Annotated in this window: 16 protein-coding genes and 3 pseudogenes; 12 read left to right on the top strand and 7 right to left on the bottom strand. The window is 54.0% G+C overall.

What is annotated here, in order from left to right; all coding sequences use genetic code 11:
- Positions 1–143: 143 nt before the first annotated feature.
- The gene (locus tag WD430_RS20675) at positions 144–446 is read right to left on the bottom strand and encodes a hypothetical protein (RefSeq protein WP_339106006.1); all 303 of its coding nucleotides are present in this window, start codon (positions 444–446) and stop codon (positions 144–146) included.
- A 1,661-nt stretch (positions 447–2,107) separates the two neighbouring features.
- Between WD430_RS20675 and WD430_RS20670 the strand changes: the two genes are divergently transcribed.
- From WD430_RS20670 to WD430_RS20660, 3 genes are all read left to right on the top strand, one after another.
- Positions 2,108–2,455 carry a hypothetical protein gene (locus tag WD430_RS20670; protein ID WP_339106005.1) on the top strand — a complete coding sequence of 116 codons (348 nt, stop codon included), beginning with the start codon at positions 2,108–2,110 and terminating at the stop codon, positions 2,453–2,455.
- Between the two features lie 676 nt (positions 2,456–3,131).
- Positions 3,132–3,560 (top strand): universal stress protein, encoded by a 429-nt coding sequence (locus WD430_RS20665; protein ID WP_339105967.1) that lies wholly within the window; start codon positions 3,132–3,134, stop codon positions 3,558–3,560.
- Positions 3,561–3,997: 437 nt separating this feature from the next.
- Positions 3,998–4,324: a hypothetical protein gene (locus WD430_RS20660; RefSeq protein ID WP_339106004.1), complete on the top strand. Its 327-nt coding sequence runs from the start codon at positions 3,998–4,000 to the stop codon at positions 4,322–4,324.
- 489 nt (positions 4,325–4,813) lie between these two features.
- Here WD430_RS20660 and WD430_RS22650 read toward each other — a convergent pair whose 3' ends face one another.
- Positions 4,814–5,182 (bottom strand): plastocyanin/azurin family copper-binding protein, encoded by a 369-nt coding sequence (locus tag WD430_RS22650; protein ID WP_407067152.1) that lies wholly within the window; start codon positions 5,180–5,182, stop codon positions 4,814–4,816.
- A gap of 1,212 nt (positions 5,183–6,394) precedes the next feature.
- Positions 6,395–7,807: a gluconate:H+ symporter gene (locus WD430_RS20655; RefSeq protein ID WP_339106003.1), complete on the bottom strand. Its 1,413-nt coding sequence runs from the start codon at positions 7,805–7,807 to the stop codon at positions 6,395–6,397.
- 431 nt (positions 7,808–8,238) lie between these two features.
- Between WD430_RS20655 and WD430_RS20650 the strand changes: the two are divergent.
- From WD430_RS20650 to WD430_RS20640, 3 genes and pseudogenes are all read left to right on the top strand, one after another.
- Positions 8,239–8,379, top strand: a pseudogene (locus WD430_RS20650) (universal stress protein); the annotation flags it as partial.
- A 488-nt stretch (positions 8,380–8,867) separates the two neighbouring features.
- A complete protein-coding gene (locus WD430_RS20645; protein WP_092933786.1) occupies positions 8,868–9,170 on the top strand; it encodes a hypothetical protein in 303 nt (100 codons plus the stop codon).
- Complete coding sequence (locus WD430_RS20640; protein ID WP_339106002.1) at positions 9,171–9,683, top strand: hypothetical protein; 513 nt, start codon at positions 9,171–9,173, stop codon at positions 9,681–9,683.
- A 255-nt stretch (positions 9,684–9,938) separates the two neighbouring features.
- On the opposite strand, the gene WD430_RS20635 is transcribed toward WD430_RS20640, so the two are convergent.
- The 3 genes and pseudogenes from WD430_RS20635 to WD430_RS20625 form a co-directional block, all read right to left on the bottom strand.
- On the bottom strand, positions 9,939–10,202 hold the full coding sequence (locus WD430_RS20635) for a hypothetical protein (protein ID WP_339106000.1): 264 nt from the start codon (positions 10,200–10,202) through the stop codon (positions 9,939–9,941).
- Between the two features lie 225 nt (positions 10,203–10,427).
- Positions 10,428–10,850 carry a response regulator gene (locus WD430_RS20630; RefSeq protein ID WP_339105999.1) on the bottom strand — a complete coding sequence of 141 codons (423 nt, stop codon included), beginning with the start codon at positions 10,848–10,850 and terminating at the stop codon, positions 10,428–10,430.
- Between the two features lie 566 nt (positions 10,851–11,416).
- Positions 11,417–11,509, bottom strand: a pseudogene (locus WD430_RS20625) (IS5/IS1182 family transposase); the annotation flags it as partial.
- Between WD430_RS20625 and WD430_RS20620 the strand changes: the two are divergent.
- Positions 11,498–12,169 (top strand): annotated as a pseudogene (locus tag WD430_RS20620) (ATP-binding protein); the annotation flags it as partial. The pseudogenes WD430_RS20625 and WD430_RS20620 overlap by 12 nt on opposite strands.
- A gap of 1,642 nt (positions 12,170–13,811) precedes the next feature.
- On the top strand, positions 13,812–15,470 hold the full coding sequence (locus WD430_RS20615; protein WP_339105998.1) for an NAD-binding protein: 1,659 nt from the start codon (positions 13,812–13,814) through the stop codon (positions 15,468–15,470).
- A 1,199-nt stretch (positions 15,471–16,669) separates the two neighbouring features.
- Here the strand turns inward: WD430_RS20615 and WD430_RS20610 are convergent.
- A complete protein-coding gene (locus WD430_RS20610) occupies positions 16,670–17,329 on the bottom strand; it encodes a bacterio-opsin activator domain-containing protein (RefSeq protein ID WP_339105997.1) in 660 nt (219 codons plus the stop codon).
- A gap of 413 nt (positions 17,330–17,742) precedes the next feature.
- Between WD430_RS20610 and WD430_RS20605 the strand changes: the two genes are divergently transcribed.
- The 4 genes from WD430_RS20605 (at position 17,743) to WD430_RS20590 (ending at position 21,542) form a co-directional block, all read left to right on the top strand.
- Positions 17,743–18,984 (top strand): divalent metal cation transporter, encoded by a 1,242-nt coding sequence (locus WD430_RS20605; protein ID WP_339105996.1) that lies wholly within the window; start codon positions 17,743–17,745, stop codon positions 18,982–18,984.
- Positions 18,985–19,434: 450 nt separating this feature from the next.
- Entirely contained in the window at positions 19,435–20,346 is a 912-nt protein-coding gene (locus tag WD430_RS20600) for a hypothetical protein (protein ID WP_339105995.1), read from the top strand.
- 230 nt (positions 20,347–20,576) lie between these two features.
- Positions 20,577–20,825, top strand: coding sequence for a hypothetical protein (locus WD430_RS20595; RefSeq protein WP_339105994.1), 249 nt, complete (start codon positions 20,577–20,579; stop codon positions 20,823–20,825).
- Positions 20,826–21,086: 261 nt separating this feature from the next.
- Positions 21,087–21,542: a response regulator gene (locus WD430_RS20590; protein ID WP_339105993.1), complete on the top strand. Its 456-nt coding sequence runs from the start codon at positions 21,087–21,089 to the stop codon at positions 21,540–21,542.
- The last annotated feature ends 101 nt before the right edge of the window (positions 21,543–21,643 follow it).

Genomic DNA, 21,643 nt, shown 5'->3' with positions numbered 1-21,643 from the left:
GTCCACGCCCTGCGTTCGCTACGGAGTCGCGCGTCCGACTCGAGACCGGCCGCTCCCGCTGCGGTCGCCACGTCCGCTGTCGAGAGCGGCGAAGCGCCGTTTCTGCGACTCTCCGAGACGGAACGAGACGCTACGGCAAGGCGCTATCCGTCGGTATCGTTCCCGCCCTCGGTGTCATTCCCGTCATTTGTCTCATTCTCGACGTCAGTCTCGTTTCCGTCGGTTTCGTTTCCATCAGTCTCGTTCCCACCGTCGGTCTCGTTCTCGCCGTCCTGGAAGGCGCCTTCGGTATCGTTGGCCTCGTCCTCCGGCGTCTCCGACTCCTCGTTTTCCGGCGCCTGCGGCCCCGGTCCCTCGTCGACGCTGTCGTCGCCACACCCTGCCAACGTCGCGAGGGCGACCGTCCCGCTCAGTGCGATCAACCGCCTGCGAGTGAGTCGTGTCATCGTGAGTCCTCACTCAAAGTGCGGAGGGCTGACTGCAAAGAGAATGCAGCACCTAGCCACACTGCAAGAGCGGCAATGATCGGTTACGGAGCCATCCACGACGAGGAATCGTCTCGAGCGCGCTCGAGTTGCCGATTCCGAACGCCTGCGAGCGACGGAATCGATTCGAGCGGCTGATGACGCTCCTCGTGCCGTCGGGTCGAAAAATGATCGAGTCAGCGATCAGATCGCTGTCAGAATCCTCAGTAAAAGAATCCAACACGAGTCCTTCTTCCCAGAAAGAGGTCACAGAATGATTGCTACAAGACCTCCCGTCAAAACTGAAAGAACGGCGATAGAGTCCGTGGTGAGAGATTCATTCCTGTGTGAATCTTCGTCCCGAAACACCATAACGATGATGGCACCTGCTCCGATGAGCAGGAGAAGGGGGTGAACGGGACTTTGATTGAGAAGAAGGGACTCTATAGCACCTAATGCTGTGAAGAGCGCGATACAAATCAGTCCTATATCTTTTTTATTCATTGTTGTATGTTGTTTCTGTTTTTGATTAGTAGGGTGGTTAGCTACGCTTTACATTCTATACGGTCTGAGCAGGGTATTCAGTAGCAGCGCGTGTCGAAACCTGATACATACGGGGAACACCTGCTTATGAGTTCACAGGCGGTATAGGTAAACCGTCAATCCTTATTTCTATCCCTATCTTCAAATTTTTTGGGATTTGATTGCAGTTAGAATCCATCTATGTGTTAAATTCAACACACGTTGTGCAGTCGTATCCAGTGACGCCACACGTCCCGACCAAACAGATGACACACGCCGGAGAAACTCCTCCGTATGCGAGATAACAGGCGGCACAGGTGCCAGACGACTTAAATCATGACATAACATCTTAATTTCGTGTCTGGACTGGACAGCAGGTCCGTGTCCAGCGCGACTGTCGCCGAGAACGCGCGCCGCAATGTGGCGCACGCCAGCGCAGGCGGCACCAAGCGCTGGAACGCGAAAGCCGGCGAGGGGCACAACCGACGGGATACCCGCTGGCGCCGAGACCAGATTCACTTTAGCCCGGAACGCGGTCGAGTGACGAAGGAACGAGACCGCGACAGCCGGGAAGGGTCGGTTACGAGCGACACGGAGGGCGGCAGCGGCGAGCGGGGCGGGCCGTTACGTACTACTGGTTATCCGGCTACAGCGCTCGGCGAAACAGCCACCGTCCTGGTGGACTCAGAGGGGGTGAGGCCGTCTCGGCCATCCCCCGACCCCGCAAGCACCCAGGGACGAGGAGCGCAGCGTGGGTCGCGGGACGTCGAGCGGCCGAGGGCTTTGAGAGACGGGCTCACTCCCACGGGAAGACCGTCCAAGACGCAATCGAACGCTACCTCACCTACAAGATCCAAGCGGAAGGGTCCCGAATGACGATGCGCTCGCCGCTGATGGGGTTCGCCGAGTTCTGCCAACGTGGCCTCGGCCTCGAGGACATTGGAGATCTCGAGCCAGCGTACATCCGGTGATACAGCGAGGACCTATATGACCGAACTAAGATTAACGAGGAGATCTCGGCGTCGACGGCACAGACATACTTCGCGTACGTTCGTGCTTTCCTGTCCTGGTGTGTTCGAGACCAACTCCTCGAGACGAACCCAGCGGACACGACCGAGGCGATGGATCCACTCCCCGAAGACGATGGGAAGTGGAAAACGCAGTACCGGTCAGAAGACAATCGCGAGCAACTCATCAATTACGTCACGAAGCGCGTCGATATGGCGCTCGAGGGAACGATCCGGATCGATCGAGAGACTGTGTTCCGCGATAGAGCGATCGTAGTTATGCTCGACATGGGCGCGCGTGGAGCGGAACTGTTCTCGGATCCAAGGGACGAGAAACGTGATGGCCTCCACTGGTCTGACGTCGACTTCGAAGAGCGGTCGATCGAGGTCTACGGGAAGTCACGAGACTATGAAACCGCACGTTCCCTGAGAGCGTTCACGATGTCCTCGAGCGATCTGTGACAGTCGGTTCGTGAGGCGACGACGACCCGCTCGGGGGCGGGCGACTGTACCGAATGCGCGAAGTGAAAAGTCCCAGCGGGCCGGGGCGGGTCCACGGTGGATGACGATAAGGTCGGGTGGGGAGATGGGATCGCTCTGTCGCGTGGGAAAGGTACGCGACAGTGGATATGTTCGGCGCAAGGGTTATCAACCCAGTCACGATTCTAACAGACTCGGAATCGACTCTTCACGCCCTGTCACTTGCGGCCTCGACACGGCTACCGATCTGTTGGAACCGTTAGCGAGCAAGTTCTCCGAACGGAACCGTTCGGCGAACGACGCTCGATCACGAGCGCGTCTCGTACAGGGCTCTATTCGACACTCGTTGCGGCCAGTTATCTGCCGATACCTCGCTCCGCTCGGCTTTCGGACGGAATTCTCTCGCTGAATTAGGCGGGGAACACTCCAGTGCCGACAACAGTATTACGCTACCCATCTTGATGCTCCAAGTAATGACAACCATTGGAGCTTTTACATCCTAATGGGGTGAGAAAAAAGCAGTTGTCAGGCGATAGCTCCCTCTCCGACTTCGATGGTCATCCGTCTTGACCGTCCGTAAAACACTACGCGCTACTTTCTGTCAATCATTTACAACCAAATCCGAATTTATTTGCCTTCCAAAAGCTAGTAGTATGATATGACGATTGTTGCTTCAGTCGATGACGAAGAGAGATCGAAAGCAGTAGTGAAGGAAGCGGCAACGTTAGCCGATCGCTTTGACGAACCGCTTCACATCGTGTCCGTGTATGAAGAGTCGGAGCACGATCATCTCCTCAACGAGAAAATTAACATCGATGAAAAGGCGACGGATGAGGACAGAAAAGAAATCGCTCGAACGGTCGCCGAACGGGCTTCCGAGGGGATTTCGCGGGAGCACGAAGTGATCGGACGAACGGGAAACCCCGCCGAAGAAATCCTGAACTATGCTACCGAAGTAGACTCCCGATATCTCGTGCTGGGAGGACGGAAGCGATCGCCAGTCGGCAAGGCGCTATTCGGAAGCGTCACCCAATCGATCCTTCTGGACGCGGACCGACCGGTAGTCGCGGTAATGGACAGCAATTGATTTGCTTTGCTGTGTGAGCTCCCCAGATTGTCTGTTAGCTCACCAGAAGGTGTTCGACGACTCGCGACCCCCTCTGAAATGCGAGTACCGGTAGTGTCGGACCGGTGAACGTATCGGCGACCGTTTTCGGATCATCCTCCGTTCGGAGGCGGAACGTCCCACGTGACTGATGAATCGGAGCGTGTGTGATGACAAGCAAGAAACCCCGACGAGGACCGCCGGCAGCAGCGCGGTTCTCAGGGAGGTCGTCAAGGAATCGTCTTCTGGCGAATTGGTATATTTATTGAAATTACCGCGAACGGAGAGGACCAGTCCCTCGAGTACCCGTCACTCGAGGCGCCTGGCTCTCTCGGCAGAGACCGACACTGCTGGAGAACGTTGGAACGACGGTCCGCGAACACACGCTGGGCAGTCTCACGATCGGCGGCCTCGTCTTCGTGACGTTCCTGGCGCTGTTCGTCTTCATGGCCTTCACGCTGATCCTCATTCCGGTGGCCATCCTCGGGCTCTTGATTGGACTCGTGATGATCGCTTACGGGGTCATTTCACTGGGGTACCTCCTTGGACAACAGATGGAATCGCTGCGGACTGGGCTGGCGACGGGCGCTGGAGTCGTCGTTGTCATGATCGTCTTGGAGGTGTCGAGCGTAATTCCGTTCGTGGGGGACCTCCTTGCGATCGGTCTCCTTCTGACCGGGTTCGGCGCGGTCGTACTGACGTACTTCGGACTTCGTCACTTCGAACCCGTAGCACTCCCGGAGTGAGATGCACGTAGCGTCGTATTCGCCGTTTACACTCGGCTGACCCTCAGCTCGGAAAATCGGCGCGACCTCAACTAGCCAGCGAGTTCGACGATCTGGGAAGCTTCCCGGTAATTAGCCGCTGCAAGCACTCCAACCCCGATCAACAGAACGAAGATGTCCTGTCGGGAGAGCCGCCAGTCGCGGGGAGAGCGAACACGTTCGAAGTCTTCGCGCCACCGGGGGCGACGATTGATGCCAAATCAAGCTCTCGACGGAAACACACCAGTCGAAGAGGTGCAGAAGTAGACAGAGCCGCCCTAATCCTTCGTGACAACGTTATTAGCTTGAAATAGTAGCACATCCTCGAACTTGTAGAAATCGTTGATAAAGAAAGAGCGGTACCTCTCTCAATCAGTTATCGTTAGTGGGCATCTTCGTGACCACCGTGGCCATCTTCGCCACTTTCGTGTCCACCATGCTCACTTTTGCCACCATTCCGGACCATCTCGTTCAGTTCGCGGATCTTCTCGTGAGTTTCGTCGGGCAGTTCAGACTATGGCTCAGCCATTCTGGCTGAGTATCAAGGGTGGGATCACCGACGACAACGCACCCGATCATTCCCGTGTTTTCGTGTGGACGACAGTAGTAATCATAGATACCTTTGGTTTCGAACGTGTGTTCAAAGGTTGCTCCTTGTTTATCAACCGTCCCACTATCCCATGCCTCAGCGTCATCAGGAATCCGCTGGGGCTTGTCGTTCGCCGATGCATAAACGGTCGCCGTATGAGAACCACTCTCGAGCGTCCACGTGACAGTCTCTCCGGGTTCGATTTGGACGACATGGGGTTCGAAGTGAGTTCCAGAATCATTCGTCAGCATTGTCACTTCGGCTGCACTCTCAGACGTACTGTTCGGTTCATCAGGGCTGCTCTCGTTTCCAGAGTTTGAATCCGTTTCATTGCTCTGATTGTCGGGCTCGTTGCTCGAGTTAGCAGCCCCCTCATCCGGGTTGGTATCGTTCTCCGATCGGTCGTCTCCGGTCAGACGACCGGCAAGTCCAGTTACAATTGCATCACTAGCTATCCCAAGTGCGTGCCGCCGAGATGGCTGATGCTCATTGTGACCGCTAAATTGACGATACGTCTCCCTGATTTCCTTATTCGGCGTATAATAGCAACAGTTATTCACCTCCCGTTAGGAACGCGTCTAATAATTGAGAATATGAGTACACAGAACACGAAAAGACGATACTCCGAGATTCGCGGGGCAACGAACGATCGAGGAGAATGACTCGGATAAGTTCTACCAGCGACTCGAGGGGGACCGGAAAGAGTACGTCGACGAGCTGACCGAGAGTCCGATTGAAGCGTCTAAGGCCGATCTACGGATGAACAAGAAACAATGGAAGCTATGGCTCGAACTCCGGACCTACGGCACTCCCGATTGACTCAGAGGAGAAGTACAGCACGATGGTTCCAATGAACCAGCCGTTCAGTAGCTCTGCGTGTCGATTGCGTCGAGAAACTCGACGAGTGTATCGGCGAGATCGGGAGTCGGTCGGTGGTTTGACGATTCGAGGATGGCGTACCGGATGACGATCGTGCTCTCCTCCGTCGTGTTCCGTGCCTGATCGACGCTGTGGACGTCTTGCCCGATCCCGGTGACTTTGACGGAGCCGTGCCGTTCATGCGTGTAGGTTTCGTCCTGCTTGATGATCTATTCGGACGCAGCGTCAAGAGACTCCCCAAGAGGAGACTCCACCGGAACGGTACGGTGATCCCGATGATCCGGTCGGCGGGATCCTCTTCTGGTCGCCCGATCCGTGGTCACTGACGGACCATACCGATGTCGATCCCTGGGCCAGACTGGCCGCACAGCTGATCGGCGCCGAACGACCGGATTGTAAGACGTTGATCGTTGTAAGACCACCAATCTGCCGACAATCGATCACCGCACCGAAAGGGACACCAGTATAAAACTACGGTTGCAAAGTGTTCGACGATGTCATGCCCTCAATAAGCTCACTATATGTCTTGCAGAGAATCCCACGTTCCCCCAGCTTGGAACTTTCCGAGCTGTACGGGAGATGAACTAGGTGAGCGGGAACAGTGACGAGACGAGTAGCGTCGTGATCAATCCTGAAACGGAGATAACCGTTGTCAGTACTGTCCAAGTCTGCAACGTCTCTTCCTGCGTAAGTCCGCCAATTTCCTTCACGAGCCAAAATCCAGAGTCGTTATACCAGGAGAAGATGTTGCCACCGGCTCCGATGACCATGACGAGATATGCTGGATTAACCGAAAGCTGACCGACGAGGGGAGCCATAATTCCAGCCGCAGTTAGCATTGCGGCAGTCGCTGATCCCTGTGCGATCCGGACGATTGCAGCAATCAGCCAGGCTGTAACTAGTAGTCCAACTCCAACCTCTTGGAGAGCATTTGCGAGGTAGTCGCCGACTCCAGATGCTGCAAGCATCGCACCGAACGCTCCGCCGGCAGCCGTAATCGCAGCGATATTACCACCGCTTTTCAATGCTTCTGTCAATTCTTCACTCCATTCGCTTTTTGTCATATCATTATGTCTATACAAGGTGTATGCAGCGACAACAGCGGCAAGCATCAACGCGACGTTTTGCTCGCCGAGAAAGACGACGACTGGCTCGATCAGTTCAAGTGAAGGATACACCTCTTGAAACGCATCTACGAAGGTGTACGAACCAATGAGACCGACGGCAACTATGATCGGAGCGAGCGATTCCACCATCCCAGGGAGCGTGCTAGTCGGCCGGTCGGCGATTTCTTGAAGTTCTTCGGTTGTCGTCGCCATTGTGTCTCGGAGCGGAATATCGAGATGGGCATTGATCCACCGACCATAGACGAGTCCAGCAAGAATCGCTGCTGGAATGGCTGTTATGATACCGATGAGAATTGTCACACCGAGATCGCTACCGACTTCTGATGCGACTGCGAGCGGTCCGGGTGTCGGCGGAACGAACACGTGAGCAGTCGCCGCCCCAGACCCGACGACGACCAAGAACAACGTGTAATCCCGTCCTACACGAGCACGCATTGACCGTGCGAGAGGAGCCATGAGGAATAACACGCTATCGAAGAACACTGGAATTGCGAGCACGGAACTGCTACCGAGTAGTGAGATATCGGAGTTTTCCTCGCCGAGGACGTTCTGAAATCCGCGAACGACTCGCTGAGCGGCACCGCTTTCCAGCATTGATTTGCCAATAACAGCCGCGGCAAGGATCGGAATACCGATTCCAGTCATATTGGACCCGAATGCCTCTGCGACTGCCGTAGCAGCTTCAGCCGGTGTGAAGTCGGCCACGAATATTGCGTTGATCACTCCGACACTGAACGCGGCGAGGATCAATCCGATGAACGCAGGAAAGTCGATCCAGACGAGCAATACGATGACGATGAACAGTCCCAGGAGAAACGTTACTAGAGGACTATGCGCAAAATCAACTACTTGGAACGGGAATGGTCCCATGTGCCACCTCCATTTCGTAGTCAAGAACGTATATGTTTTGATTAGCCTGTATTAGTGGATAGTTTGACCGTTAGTGGCAAGAGAAGGGCAGTATACTTTGCATGTACAGAGATTTTATATATGATATGGAGCGAGCACTGGTAGTAGTTGATCCGACGGAGGAAGCCAAGGAACTTGCACATGAGACAGGGTCACTTATCGAAGGCGTTGATGCAACTGCTGTGCTGATTCATGCGACGACCCACTGAGGAATACGCCGCGCGCAAGCGAGCGATGTCGACAATCGCTAGCTCAACGAGTGAGTATACGACCGATGACGCCCGCGAAGGAGCGGCACAGTTCGCACAAGATATCGCGGACGAGGTCCTTTCTGAGTTCGAAATCCAGTACGAAACCGCCGGCTATGTCGGTAAAAAGGCAATGTCGTTCTTCAAGCTGCTGAAGAATACGACTGTGATCATATCCTCCTTCCAGGCCGCAAACGCTCACCCACTGGAAAGGCCTTGTTTGGGGATGCAACACAGAAGGTTCTTTTAGACTATGATGACCCAGTTACAGTCGTTACAAACTGAGAGACTTTAAAATATTTTAACTTAATTGATGTCTCGGTTGCTCCGTTCATCGTAGAGATAAGACGGCATATAACATTTGTATGATGAAAATTCGCTTACCCCCGCTAAACATCATCGGAATAATTTTTCGTTCAGCCTTTCGCAAATATTCCGAGAACGTCACATATGTGACCTCGAGTTCTCCTTCCACCAGATCGGTACGGCGACCCCGACGATCCGATAGGGAGTGTACTGTTCTGGCCACCAGATCCAGTGCGATTACTCGATCATCCCAGAGTCGGTCTATGGCTACAGCTGGCAGCGGCGCTCACAGCAACAGACTCCACCGAGAACAACCGAGCCGTACAGATGGGCCCATCGCTTAAGCAGCAAGCGCTTCATCGTGTCTCTGGCCGCCCGTCGGGCGGGAGTCCATCGACACGAGCCGGGAGAGGCTCACAGCGTACACACGACAAGGGCTAAGTAGTCTAGCTCACATTGTACACATAATGAGTAGCGACAAGAAGCGTGTCCAGTTCCGAGCACCGCACCGGCTCATCGATCGCACCGATGCCCTCGCGGACGTGCTCGGAGAGGACCGGACAGATATCCTCGTAACTGCACTCCGCGAATACCTTCAAGAGGCCGCTCACGACGATGCTCTCACCCAAGAGATCGCGGCCGCCTACTACGACGACGAGATTTCCTTCGAGCAACTCAAAGCACTCGTCGGTGCCGAAGAAGCGGCGAATCTCCGGGTGTTGAAACAACAGCTGGACGAGGACTTTATCGACGAGGTCGCTGACGCATAGATGTCGCGGCTTGTCGCAGACTCCTCCGCCCTCGTCAGTCTCGGGAACGTTGCAGCCAGCGATCCCGATCCACTCTCAATCTGTCTGGCCCAATACGAGGTCGTCGTCCCAACGGCGGTCATTGAGGAACTCCGGGAGATCGCTTCGTACGATGACGCGCACGGTCGTGCCGCAACCGCCGTGCTCGACCGAACTGAGACGCTCGAGACACGGTCGATCGACCTCGACGCCGAATTTCCGCTCGATGACGGCGAGAACGCTGCTGTCACCCTCGCGAATGAACTCGATGCCACACTGTTTCTCTGTGACGAGTTCAACCAACTCGGCTTGATCCACGCGTCACTCGCTGATACTCGTCTCGTAACGACGCCGACGCTGCTCTCGGTCCTCGTTCAAACCGAGCAGCTGTCAGCTGCCGATGCTCGGATGCTCCTTGACGGGATCAGTGATGTCCGCAGTTGGGACGCAAACAGCTACGTACAACGGGCCCGCTCGCTGCTCGAGGAGTCTTGACACCGACGCTGTCGCCCTCCGGTTCTCAGTCATCTCCTCTTCTACCCATCTGTCTGTACTGAGGGAGTCAGAGACCGATCCGCATAACCTTCTTTTCACCTACTCTGGAGCGAACCATCCGTTCACTACACCTGCGGACATACCGTTGGGGAACCGTCCAGTTTCAGATGATTGGTGTGGGGTTGCAGTAATTAAAATTGGGGGCATTGTGTCGAAAGCATATTTTCTAGATAGTTATCATAGTGGAACAACTCACTACAGGGATACACCAAATATAGCTAATATACCCGTTATGAGGAAGTACAGGAGAGAACCCCCGAATAATACCGATACTGTTATCATTAAGACCATCTGGAGAACTGAATGTCCAGAATCCGCCGAATCTTCCTCCCTCCGATCCGTTCCGGTTCCATCATCTATGTATCCCATTGACTGGAGGATTGAAGTTCCAGAATCTCCGTCCGCATTCTCCATTCTAGCTTCAATATCCCCATTTAGGCTCCCTTCATCTTCGTCCATAATCATTTTAATATAATTTATACTAATAAACTTTTTTCCTAGCGTTTATCTATGACTTCTCGAATGAACAGTAGAAACATTCTGAATTCAGTACTCCGTATTCAGCGCACAATTATTGACATATATCAGAGATGGTAGCAGCCCCTCCAGTAACGCCTCCGCCTGTACTGACCGATCACCCATTCGCAACTCAAGAGGTGATGGAGATATCGGTAGCAGTGATAATTATTCAAGGGCTTGATCCAAAGAAAACTCTTGAACAATTCTGATAAGATCGTCCGGTTCAAGTGGTTTCAAGACATAGCCATCTGCTCCGAGATCATCCGATTGTAGATCATGTAGCTCTGGTCCTGTCCCCGTCAGAACAATTACTGGGATTTGTTTTAGACTTTCGTCATCATTTAGCTTTGTTAGTATCTCTTCCCCGCTCTTCCGAGGAAAATGCCAATCAAGAAATATAATGTCCGGGTGAGGTGCATCAACATAGCTGTCACGCTGATAGAGGAAGTCTAATGCCTCGACACCATCAGTAGCAACATAATAGGTGCCATAAAATCCGGCTTCCTTAAACATCTCCTTTGTGAGACGCACATCTCCTGGACTATTCTCAATTAAAAGAATTTCGCCCACATACTTAGGCTCGGCCACTCTTATGTCACAGACTTAGCGACTAATAAATATTCGGCCTTCCAGTGTCCTTGGCATTGTACTTTATAATAATATTACTTAACAAATTGGCGAGTTGAATTCTTAGTTCGCAGCAAGCACTTTGCGCTTGACACCCTCTCGCGCCTGACCAGTCGATGGTAGCACGATTCCTTCCTTGAGAAATCTATCTGAAACGGCTCTGTTGAAATCCTACTGATCCGACACACTTGTAGTCGAAACAACCGTAGATGGAGATGCAGACCTTCCAGGAAAAAACCTATACTGTCGCCCATATAACAGCTATCTATGCCCATCTTCCCGCTCAAACAAACGGAACTACAGATACTTCGCATACTCTTTGTGATATCCGTCTTCATTGGTATCGCAGGCCTGGCACTATCTGGTGGATCTCTACTTGAATCAGTGGTTGGCGGTGGAGTACTTGGTGGGTTATCTTTTCTTCCATTGGCACTCATTTATTTCATCTACCTGTTCGGCAAGCGTCGCTCAGTGACACCAGCCTAACTCACATATGACAAGTGAGATACGTTCTCTGTGCCAGGCAGTCAGAGTGTCTGGTCAAGGTTGTGAGTCAGACAACCGAGTGCTAGTTCTCGGAATTGTTTCCACCAGTGCCGAGAACGGACGAACGCACCGTACATGCTGCCTCTCACGACCTCCAGGAACCGCTGCGGATGGTCTCGTCCTATCTCCAGCTCATTGAAGACCGGTATGCGGATACCCTCGACGAGGATGGAGCGGAGTTCATCGAGTTCGCCGTGGACGGCGCCGACCGCATGCGTGCAATGATCGACGGGCTCCTCCAGTATTCCCGTGTCGACACTCGCGGAGATTCCCTCGATCCGGTTGATCTCGACGCCGTATTCGCGGATGTCCACCAGGATCTCCATGTAAAAATCGAGGAGCACGATGCCGAGATTACTACTGAAGGGGTCCCCCACGTCATGGGCGACGCCGGGCAACTCCGCCAACTCTTCCAGAATCTACTGGACAACGCGATCGAGTATAGCGGCGATGACCCGCCGCGAGTGCACGTCTCCGCTGAGCAGGCCAACAACGGCGACGAGTGGGTGATTTCGGTCAGTGATGAGGGGATCGGCATTGATCCGGAGCAGGCTGACCGGGTGTTCGAAGTGTTCCGAAGCCTCCACAGCCAAGACGAGTACGATGGAACTGGCATCGGCCTCGCACTGTGCGAGCGAATCATTGAGCGCCACGGCGGTGACATCTGGGTCGAGTCTGAACACGGCGAGGGCGCGACCTTCTCATTTACGCTTCCAGCCGTAAGCAGTCCATGAACTCCTTGTACTGATTAGCGTGATCTTCCCATCTTGGGAAGATCACAAAAATTAGCCATCTGTTCACTACAGGTGCGAACTGACCGCTCTCTGCTCACCCACTGTACACTTGATTTTCCGAACAAGTCTCGAGATGGTCGTGTAGATTATATTGTTCTAAACCAATGTTCATATGGGATGGAAGGGGTTAAATGTCCGAATTGTAAGGAGAATAGTGGTCGAGAAACCGCTGGAGAGCTGCTCGGGCCAGATATTAAAAGAAAATTTGAATGTAAGAACTGTGAGCACACGTGGGAGAAGGTCATCTGACGAGGCTATTCTTGATAGAGTATTAAGCGATGAATGCTTCACCTGTACTGACCGATCACCTATTCACAACTCAAGCCGAATTTCATGCCACATCCGCGCTGTGAGTTCAGAGAGGGAATCGACGCACTTGATGGGCCGCCTGCGAACCTTCGGGGCGCTCGAAACATCGATGGACTTTCCGAGGCCGCTCTCAACGACCCCGAGACCCTCCGTACACCGCTCGCCGAGTAGGGCGAGACGCTCGAGGAGCTGACGACTAAGTTCGCTCGAGCTACCGACGACGACACGTCCGCACTCGGCGCCGAGCTCATACGCTCAAGTCACGGTCTCGCGGGCTCTATCATACCCTTGTTGGCAGCGTTAACGCTCTACGAGAATTGAGATGGGGATGGTGCAATGACAGTGTTTGGAACAGGGAATATCGATAGTCTGAACGAGGGTTCTATCGGTTCCTACCTAGGGTAGCGTGTGGGAAACGGGGTTCCACGATACCAGTTAGACTCTCACGCCGGGTTCTGTAGATATCAGATCAAGATGTACCCGTCCTCAGTTTCCATGATGAGTCCCCTCGCAATGACGATCGAGAGATTCAGATTGACGACAGACAGTCCGTGGACGGTACTGCTTGTAATCGAATCGATGGCGATCAGTTACCGGTCTGGGGCAGAAACCAAGTCAGTGACCTCCGTATCGCGACGTGCTCGGTCGGCACACTCCTGACAGAGGTACGCCAACACGGTGGCATTCTTGTAATGGATCAGCATTCGCTCGGCCTTGCTCTCGTTGCATTGTGGGCACTTCATACGGGTAGTACGGTGCGCCACACGATAACATGATGGGGAGACCAATCAGACATTCGATCGGCCAACGAAATGTGATGGGACAAAGATTCCATTGTTCCTAACGGTAAACAGTCTACAAGCGATATTGCACATCCAGTCGAAACCGTCGCTATCGACGAACGGTGCTCGATCCTACGAGAATAGTCTGTTCCAACACGACGTCCCACCCCTTTTTACATCCCGATCAGTTCACTCAGCGCCAGCGAGGTCGTCGCTTACTGCAGCTAACAACGGCTCGAGAGGAGACCGGCGAGTGCGATCGCGGTAAAGAGGATGCCGACGTCGACAAGCGCTGTTTCAGTCGCCACTAGTGCTCACCTCGAACATGAACATTCGTCGTGATCACTCTTCGAATCCGGCTCCGAGCAGTTCCTCGAACTGGGCACAGTCCTCGCGATCACCGCCGATACAGGGTGACGAGAGTACGCTCTAGCAAAGTCGGCACTTAACTAATCAGAGGTCCTAACGACGGTCTGACTGGTGGCCACTAAATGCGCGAACTTGTAGACATTGAAGGATTGCATCCGCGTGATCTCACACAACGTCAACGGCTGTTATTGATTTTCCTGGTTAGTCTTGTTTTAGTCGTCCTCTTCTACACTGTCGTCTACAACTGGGGAATGCGAGCGCTCGAAAACCGCCCTCAGTCTATCTTCCGGTCGTTCCAGACGGTAGTCGAGACGATGACAACGACCGGATTCGGAGCGGATTCGCCCTGGGCGACGCCGGCGATGAACGTCCTGATGGTGTCGATCCAGGTGACGGGAGTCATCATCGGATTCGTCACGCTGCGTGTTCTGGTAATCCCACTATTTGAACGAACGCCGCTGAACCTCGCTGACCGCCTCACGTCTAAGAACAACCACGTGGTTATCGCGGAGTACCAGCGTGACACCGATATGCTCCTTGACGAACTCGAAGAACTCGATATCGACTACGTTCTCATCGAATCCGATGAGGAGGAAGCGAAGCGCCTCTCTGATGACGGCTATCAGGCTATCAAGGGCGACCCTGAGGAGCGAACTGACCTCGACCGTGCTACGATCGAACGAGCATCGCTACTCATCACTGACGCTGGCGACAAAACTGCGAATATCGTTCTGACCGCTCTGGAAGCCAATGAGGACCTACGGGTGGTCAGTTTCACGGAGTCGACACGCCACGAGACGGCACTCACGGAAATCGGTGTCAACCGCAGCGTCGCCCCTCACGCGCTGATTGGCCAGCGACTGGCGGAGAAAGCGACGATGCCCGTCACGGTTGCAGACCAGTCCGACGGGGACGAGGTCGACGTCCGCGAGATACTCGTCCGGCGGAATAGCCCCCTCCACGATGTTCGGGTGCGGAACTCACCGATCGCGAACCACCCGAACCTGACATTAGTCGCCGGTTGGTTCGACGGCGAATTGCGCCTGCCGCCATCGCCTGACGACAAACTCACGCCTAATACCGTTCTGGTTATCGCTGGACCAGAGAGTGAGATCGATGAGATAACGAACGAGATAGGAGGTGTCCAGACGCGGCGCATCGGGACACCCTCACATCTTATCGTCGCCGGCTTCGGTGAGGGTGGAACAGCAGCCCTCGAGGCGCTCCCAGCGGATGTTTCAGTGACGACTATCGACGAATCGGCGGAACGTAATCCCGATGTCGTTGGCGATATTACTGAACCAGAAACACTCCATGAAGCCGGCATCGACAGTGCTTCGGCGCTGATTGTCACCGTCGACAATGACTCGACCGCATTGATGACCATCGCCATAGCTCGCTCGCTTTCCAGCGAAGTGGAAATTCTTGCACGTGTGACAGATGGTGATAAGACGAGGGCAGCGTTCAGAGCGGGCGCCGATTACGTTCTCTCTATTCAACAAGTGTCGACTCGACTTGTCGCGGCAGAGGTCCACGGAGAACGAGTCATGGCTCCAACGAGCCAGATTCGCCTAATTCGGGCCGACGCGGCCCCGTTTGCCGGCGAGTCACTGGCGGACGCCCGTCACAACACTGAACACGGGTGGACCGTGGTTGGCGTCTCGCGCGCCGACACTGTCCACACTGACGAACGTACCACCATCAAGGCCGACGACGAAGTGATCGTCGCGGGGAGTGATGACGCGATCCAGAAGTTCGAGCGAACGGTCACCTCCTCGTGAGCTCGGGACGCGCTGTCACCTAGGTAGGAGAAGTGAAACGACAGTAACTCGACAGGCATCAACCCAGCGTGACGGAAGAGAGACGCTATCCTGTCGACGTCCTCGAGTAGTAGGATTGACTAGGTAACGGGGTAGTAGTTCAGAGTAGTTTTATATGGATAGATATGGTATCTTCTCCCACACTCGCGGCACACTGATAGGAATGAGCTCCTGTAGTGCAACGCGCCACCCCCAGCGTTGCACCTTGATCTGCGACAGCGCCGCGAGTGTCACCACTCGCCTCATTCTCAAAAACCCCCAATACTGTTTCTACTCCGTGAACGGCAGTAAGAAGTCCCAAATAAGCCATAGACGTGGTTTCTGCAAAAGATCCGACCCGGTCGTTCTTTAAGTAGTTCTAGTCACAAGGTGGGGCTATGACGGGAAGTCGTTCTCTCCAGTATTCTCCCGCAAGAGCGCTGACACCGAATCCATAGTCCTGACTCCGCTTGAGGTATTGCTGCTGTCGGGAAGGTCTGGTTCGTCTGAAAGAGATTCGGACGATTGAGGAACTGTCTGAGGACGCTCTCGAACCCTCATTGACATGGGGAGCGAAACGCTGCTGGCTACCGGGACTGCAATCTTGGGGCGGCCACCGCCGTTCTCTCGGCGTACAATGCCTACGCTAACAACAAGGCTGACGCGCCCGAGCATACCCGCGCTCGTGCCTAAATTCCTGTTAGAAGATCACTCGGCCTCTGTTATGCGTTTTAACGACAGTTCAGAATGTTCGCACTCCTTAGTGGCGAAGGATGTAACGAGACGGGTTGTTGACCACCTAGTCCATACCAAGAGCGCTTGGTGAACACAGCAACTGAATTCAAACGATAACCCCGGATATTTCGCGTGGAGAAAACAAAACCATGCACTCAGCGCCCCTATGTGTGGAATACGCGACACTGGTCATTGATGTCTGCCTCTTAGAGAGTGGGAGTACTCGTCTCTTTCATGACTCGGAACTGCGTTGATCCACATTGACAGCCACCCCTCCCAATCGGTTGAATTGTCCCGTCACTCCATTTTCGAGCCGCATAGACGGACCCACAGGAGAGACACGCAGCGACTGTTCGTTCGATCTTCCCATCGGGCATAGTATACCTACTGTCAACGGCCAGCAGCGTGAGAGTGACTTGGTGCTATACAACACCCTTTTTCAGTGCCTATCGATGTAGCTGTCCAGTCTCGGAAAGTGTACTCCCGAGAATGCGCTTGATTCCACGCCGGAGACGAGACGCGACAGCCTGCTGGGAAATGCCGAGTTCGTCGCCGATCTCTTCCATCGTCACCTCGCGTGGGGATTCGAAGTACCCGCGCTGGTAGGCGAGTACCAGCGCCTCTTGCTGGGTTTCGGTGAGTGCTTCCTCAGTGACCGTCTCGACTGGTGTCAGTGCGTGTATCTCCGTGAGCGTGATCGGGATCTCCCGCTCTTGGCAGCGCTCCTGAAAGTCCGCGAGGTCGCTTCGAGAATCGCCGCGTACATCGAACGTCCATTGCTGGTTCGTGCCAATCGCTTTGATGAGTGGGATCTCCGTCTCTACCAGTGTACTTAGCACACCGGAATACTCTAGCGCCCACTCGACACGTAACAGGTACTCGTCTGCGACCGAATCGACGAGGCGAATGTCTTCCACGCCGGGATGGCTGGTAAACGCGTCCTCGACGTCGTCAATCACAGTTCCTCGCACCCAGAAGTACGGTATTACGACGTCCTGAGCCGGGATGATCCGTTCCAGTTCGACAGTCACGTCCGGCAACTGTTCGAAGATCGTTCCTAAGGGGAACTGATCGGACGGAACCGTAAAGGTGGCCTCAGTAGCCATCATCCGAATTGTCACGTTCTGGCGGTAAATAGCCACCATAGAGGAACCGAGATCGAAATCCTTCGAGAGGCCAGTTTCGATGCCGCTCGTACTCTAGATAGGCAAATAAGTAACTAGGCCGGTAATGATTTCTATAACTCGTCTTTCAAGCACGGCCCTCTCTCCCATGGATCTGCATCGTTAAAGCGAATCGTCACGGTCACTAACACCGATTTGTCGTTCCCATCAATAATTATTTTATTATATATTGAACCAAAACGAGACCCTAAACGAGCCTCTCAATTGCAAGTGATTTACCCAGCAGTTGCTCACGCAAGCCTAATCCATTCGCGTACCTTGGCTGTGAATCCCTATCATGGAGAGACCTTCTCTCCGATGGGCGATGCATCGAGAGGACTGCGAGGTGGTCCGCAATGGCAAGTGAAAACTACCAGATCGGCCGAGTCCAGTCTGGAGTCGCTGATTTCCTCGAGTCATACGGTCTCGGTGTTCTATTCGCTGCAAATGTGTTCGGTGCTGGCTCAGTGTATATCCTTGCCGACACTGGCGCAAACTTCGCGTTTGCACTCTTGTGGGTGCTCCCACTGGCATTTCTCGTTGATATTGCGCTCCACGATATGTCGGCACGGCTCGCAGTCGAGCGAGAACCGCTCACCAATTACATCGTCGATTTGCTCCCCGGACCGAGTGGATCAGTGCTGGTGATTCTGATGGCATTGATGAGCGGCTTGTGGTCAGTGTCTAACTACGCAATCGCAGGCGCGGCACTGGCATGGCTCGTGCCGGGCTTAGACAACGTGATCATCGGTATCCTGCTGTCCGCCGGTGTCGGCGTGGCGCTCGTCGAGTTGCGAGTCTACGAGCGCATCGAGGGCGTAATCGCCACAATGGTGATCGTCATCTTCGGCTCGTACAGCCTCCTGCTGATCGGGCTCGACGTTCCTATCCAAGATGTCGCCGCGGGCCTCGTCCCGATGATTCGAGGCGAGATTGGCTATCTGACTGCAATCATCGCGCTGTTGGGAACAACTGTCTACTGGCCGAACTTCTTCATTCAGTCGAGCATGGGGCCGACGAAAGAGTGGAACGACGTCAACACCTACCGACGCGACAACGCTGCGGGGATCACGACGACGCTCACGATCGGCGCCTTCGTGATGGTCGTCTCCGCGATCACGCTCACTGAGGGCCAGATGACGCTGACGGGGCCAGGCGAACCACTCGCCGCAATCTTGGGCAATGCCGCGCTCTATGTCTTCCTTATCGCGGCGCTGTTAGCGAGTTTCTCGTCGGCGACCGGTACTCTGTTCGGTGCCGGATACATGGTCCCACAGGCGATGGGCCGACATACAGTGTTCGGTGACAAACTGTTCCGAGCAACAGTCGTCGGACTAATCGGCCTCTCAGCGGTAACGGCGCTCTGGCTCCTCGCGAACACCGGCTTTACGCCGGTCAGGATGGCAATCATCATGCCAGCCGTCAATGGGTTAATCGCGCTTCCAATCACGATCTTCGCGCTGATCGGCGCGGTGAACTACCATACCGATGTCAGCCGGAAAGAGAATGTTGCGTTCGCGCTCGTCGCACTCGTGATGCTCCTTGGAAGCGTCCTGACGGCGGAATCGCTGGCAACCACCATTTCCGGGTGGCTATGAGCCGTCATGAACTGCTATGTACTGGTCGCGATGGGGCGGTCCACCGAGTCTGATACTGCTCTGGAGTACCCGCTTGAGAAATCGAGAATTCTCTCAGGTCGAGATGACGTTGAAGTAACGACAGCCATCGGTCTGCTTTGTGGTTGGGCCAGTGAAACAGCCGATGTCTGCCATTCTATGAGAGTGGCTGAAGACGGTTATGCAGAGGTCTTGTATACACCACCACCCCATACTGCTATCAAATTTTGATTACTACAGTCGGTATTGAGCGATATATAGGCACACTCTGCAACCCCGAGTCTCTGATTCACTTGTTACTAACCGAATATCACGGTCAGTATAGGGGGCACAAAGATCGTTCGTAATCGGAGGATGAAATCCTGATACAGAGAGAAGGTGAAGAGAGGCACCACACCTTTTCCGGCTGACCGGCGAAGTACCAATCAACGAATGGACGACCGAGTCAGTCGATGGTTGCTCCTCTCAGGGGATCGGTTCAGTGTCGCCACTGGGATACTCTTCACCATGGCTGTGGTGGTGCTTATCCCTCTCTTCTCACAGTTCGCCATCCGCAATCTCACGCCGTTGATCTATATCGCGAGCGCATTGATCGGGGGGAATATCACGCTCATCACCCTTGTGGTCGCGATCAACCAAGTGATTCTCTCCCAGGAACTAGAGTCACCGGGGTCGCTCCGAGACGAGATCGACCAATCGGACGATTATCGGCAGGCAGCACTTGACCAGCCGGCACCACCGACGGATCCAGCCGACTTCCTGCAACAGCTCCTTCAGCAGACCCGAGAACGGACCGATTCGCTCGCGGAATTTCTCCCGAACTCGAGCGGTGACCCGGATACCCACCTTATCGATGAGCTACCGGAGGAGTGCGATCAGATTAGCGAGGAACTCGGGACGGGGCCGGATAAGCTTTCTTCAGTGATCGTTCCCCTCCTCGGTATCGAATACGCGACCCACATTCACGAATGTCATCAGCTTGAGTCGGCTTACGAGGGGGATGAGCACGAACAACTGCTGTCCACGCTCGATGCCTTGAGCGCGGATTTGAAGAATCTCGACATCGCTCGACAGTACTTTACGACCGCGTTCATGAAGGAGGAACTCGCACAGCTCTCTCGCTCACTCCTGTATGTCGGTGTGCTGGCGATTTCGCTCCCAGTCGCGTTACTCGTCCAGCTCGCTACCTTTCCCACGGCGGCTGCCCCTATGCCAATGCTATTCGTTTTCGCTCTCCTGACGGCTGTGGTTGGTCTCATCCCTCTTGCGCTCCTGATAGCGTTTATTCTCCGGGTGGCAACAGTGGCCCAGCATATCGCGTCAATCACCCCATTCATGACGTAGCAACAACCGTGACTGGAATCGATTTCGTCGCCGCACGGGAGGACGAGGTAATTGTATCACGCTTACTAAGAGAGAAGATCTCAGTTGGGTAATATCACGGATTTCGATCAGTAAGCACACGCAGTTACTATTAGGTTGGGTAGATAGTGATGGTCACTACTTCTGAGAGTAGGACAAGACCATCTCTCGCAGACATGAGAGAAAACAGATCTGGGGCAGTACCACACTTAATGAACAACAACGAACAGTGTCCTGATTCAGTCTCTGACCGGGTTATTGAGGATAGTGAAAGATACCACTATGCCGAACATGGACAGATCACAGTCACAGGAATCTGGCACCAAACCAGGCGCCTCGATACGACGCGCAATGTCGATGATCAAGACATGATTGTCGTCCGCTACATTCCTGGCGAAGATGGAAACGGGCTCGACGAACTCGCCGAACCGTTGGACGACTTTTTTGATGAGACCGACTGACTCCGAGCAGTCAGTATGCACACCTATTGAGCATTCATAGAGGAGCAGCCACTGCTATCTGATCGGCTAGTACGGTGGTACGTCGCCTTCCTACTTTCTCCAACACAGTAGGGAGATCAGTACAGGCGAAGTACATACTGTTCAGTACAGGATGCACAACTACCAGTCAGCCTGGCGAAGCGAAGAAGCAATACACCAAATTTTTGGGGGATAGAAATTATCGCCCTGTAGAGTTCCTTTACCTGATAATGGCACTTAGAGATGGTTGAGGAATCTTCACGGGAAGGTGAAGGATATAACATCCTCCTTATTGAATCAGACCCCGATAGTGTCTCACCTTTCATCGACTCGTTCGAGACGACTGAAGTCACTAATAGAGTAACAACTGTCTCCAGTGGCGACGAAGCGTTCAATTTCATCAACCAACGCGACGACTACGAGGACGCTTCACGACCCGATCTTGTTTTTCTGGATCTCCATCTCCCCAGCACTGACGGCCTCAAGATCCTTGCCGAGATAAAGAATCACACCGAGTTAAAACGGATACCTGTGATTGTACTGACGAGGTCAGACGAAGCGGAAGAGGTTGCTCAAACGTACGATCTCCACGCGAACGCTTACGTCCAAAAACCAGAGTCACCGGAACGTTTTGAGCGACTCGCACAAGCGATTGAAGATTTCTGGCTCGATCACGTTGTACTCCCTTCGAAAAAATAGAATCACGTAGTTGTCGTCCCTACTGGAGCGCGTTACTTGTGGGCGAACTTGCCAAGGGTATCGTGGCGCTCACTGATGGACATGAATGCAGAGTCGACGAC

Origin of the sequence: Haloterrigena sp. KLK7 (assembly GCF_037914945.1) — an archaeon.
In the GTDB taxonomy this organism is placed as follows: domain Archaea; phylum Halobacteriota; class Halobacteria; order Halobacteriales; family Natrialbaceae; genus Haloterrigena; species Haloterrigena salinisoli.
The sequence above is the reverse complement of the archived record's forward strand: the minus strand, read 5'-3'. Positions and strand labels throughout refer to the sequence as shown.

Excerpts from the sequence above, each read along its gene's own strand:
- WD430_RS20675 (WP_339106006.1), bottom strand. The coding sequence starts at position 446 with ATGACACGACTCACTCGCAGGCGGTTGATCGCACTGAGCGGGACGGTC.
- WD430_RS20670 (WP_339106005.1), top strand. The coding sequence starts at position 2,108 with ATGGATCCACTCCCCGAAGACGATGGGAAGTGGAAAACGCAGTACCGG.
- WD430_RS20665 (WP_339105967.1), top strand. The coding sequence starts at position 3,132 with ATGACGATTGTTGCTTCAGTCGATGACGAAGAGAGATCGAAAGCAGTA.
- WD430_RS22650 (WP_407067152.1), bottom strand. The coding sequence starts at position 5,182 with ATGCTGACGAATGATTCTGGAACTCACTTCGAACCCCATGTCGTCCAA.
- WD430_RS20655 (WP_339106003.1), bottom strand. The coding sequence starts at position 7,807 with ATGGGACCATTCCCGTTCCAAGTAGTTGATTTTGCGCATAGTCCTCTA.
- WD430_RS20645 (WP_092933786.1), top strand. The coding sequence starts at position 8,868 with ATGAGTAGCGACAAGAAGCGTGTCCAGTTCCGAGCACCGCACCGGCTC.
- WD430_RS20640 (WP_339106002.1), top strand. The coding sequence starts at position 9,171 with ATGTCGCGGCTTGTCGCAGACTCCTCCGCCCTCGTCAGTCTCGGGAAC.
- WD430_RS20635 (WP_339106000.1), bottom strand. The coding sequence starts at position 10,202 with ATGGACGAAGATGAAGGGAGCCTAAATGGGGATATTGAAGCTAGAATG.
- WD430_RS20615 (WP_339105998.1), top strand. The coding sequence starts at position 13,812 with ATGCGCGAACTTGTAGACATTGAAGGATTGCATCCGCGTGATCTCACA.
- WD430_RS20610 (WP_339105997.1), bottom strand. The coding sequence starts at position 17,329 with ATGGCTACTGAGGCCACCTTTACGGTTCCGTCCGATCAGTTCCCCTTA.
- WD430_RS20605 (WP_339105996.1), top strand. The coding sequence starts at position 17,743 with ATGGCAAGTGAAAACTACCAGATCGGCCGAGTCCAGTCTGGAGTCGCT.
- WD430_RS20600 (WP_339105995.1), top strand. The coding sequence starts at position 19,435 with ATGGACGACCGAGTCAGTCGATGGTTGCTCCTCTCAGGGGATCGGTTC.
- WD430_RS20595 (WP_339105994.1), top strand. The coding sequence starts at position 20,577 with ATGAACAACAACGAACAGTGTCCTGATTCAGTCTCTGACCGGGTTATT.
- WD430_RS20590 (WP_339105993.1), top strand. The coding sequence starts at position 21,087 with ATGGTTGAGGAATCTTCACGGGAAGGTGAAGGATATAACATCCTCCTT.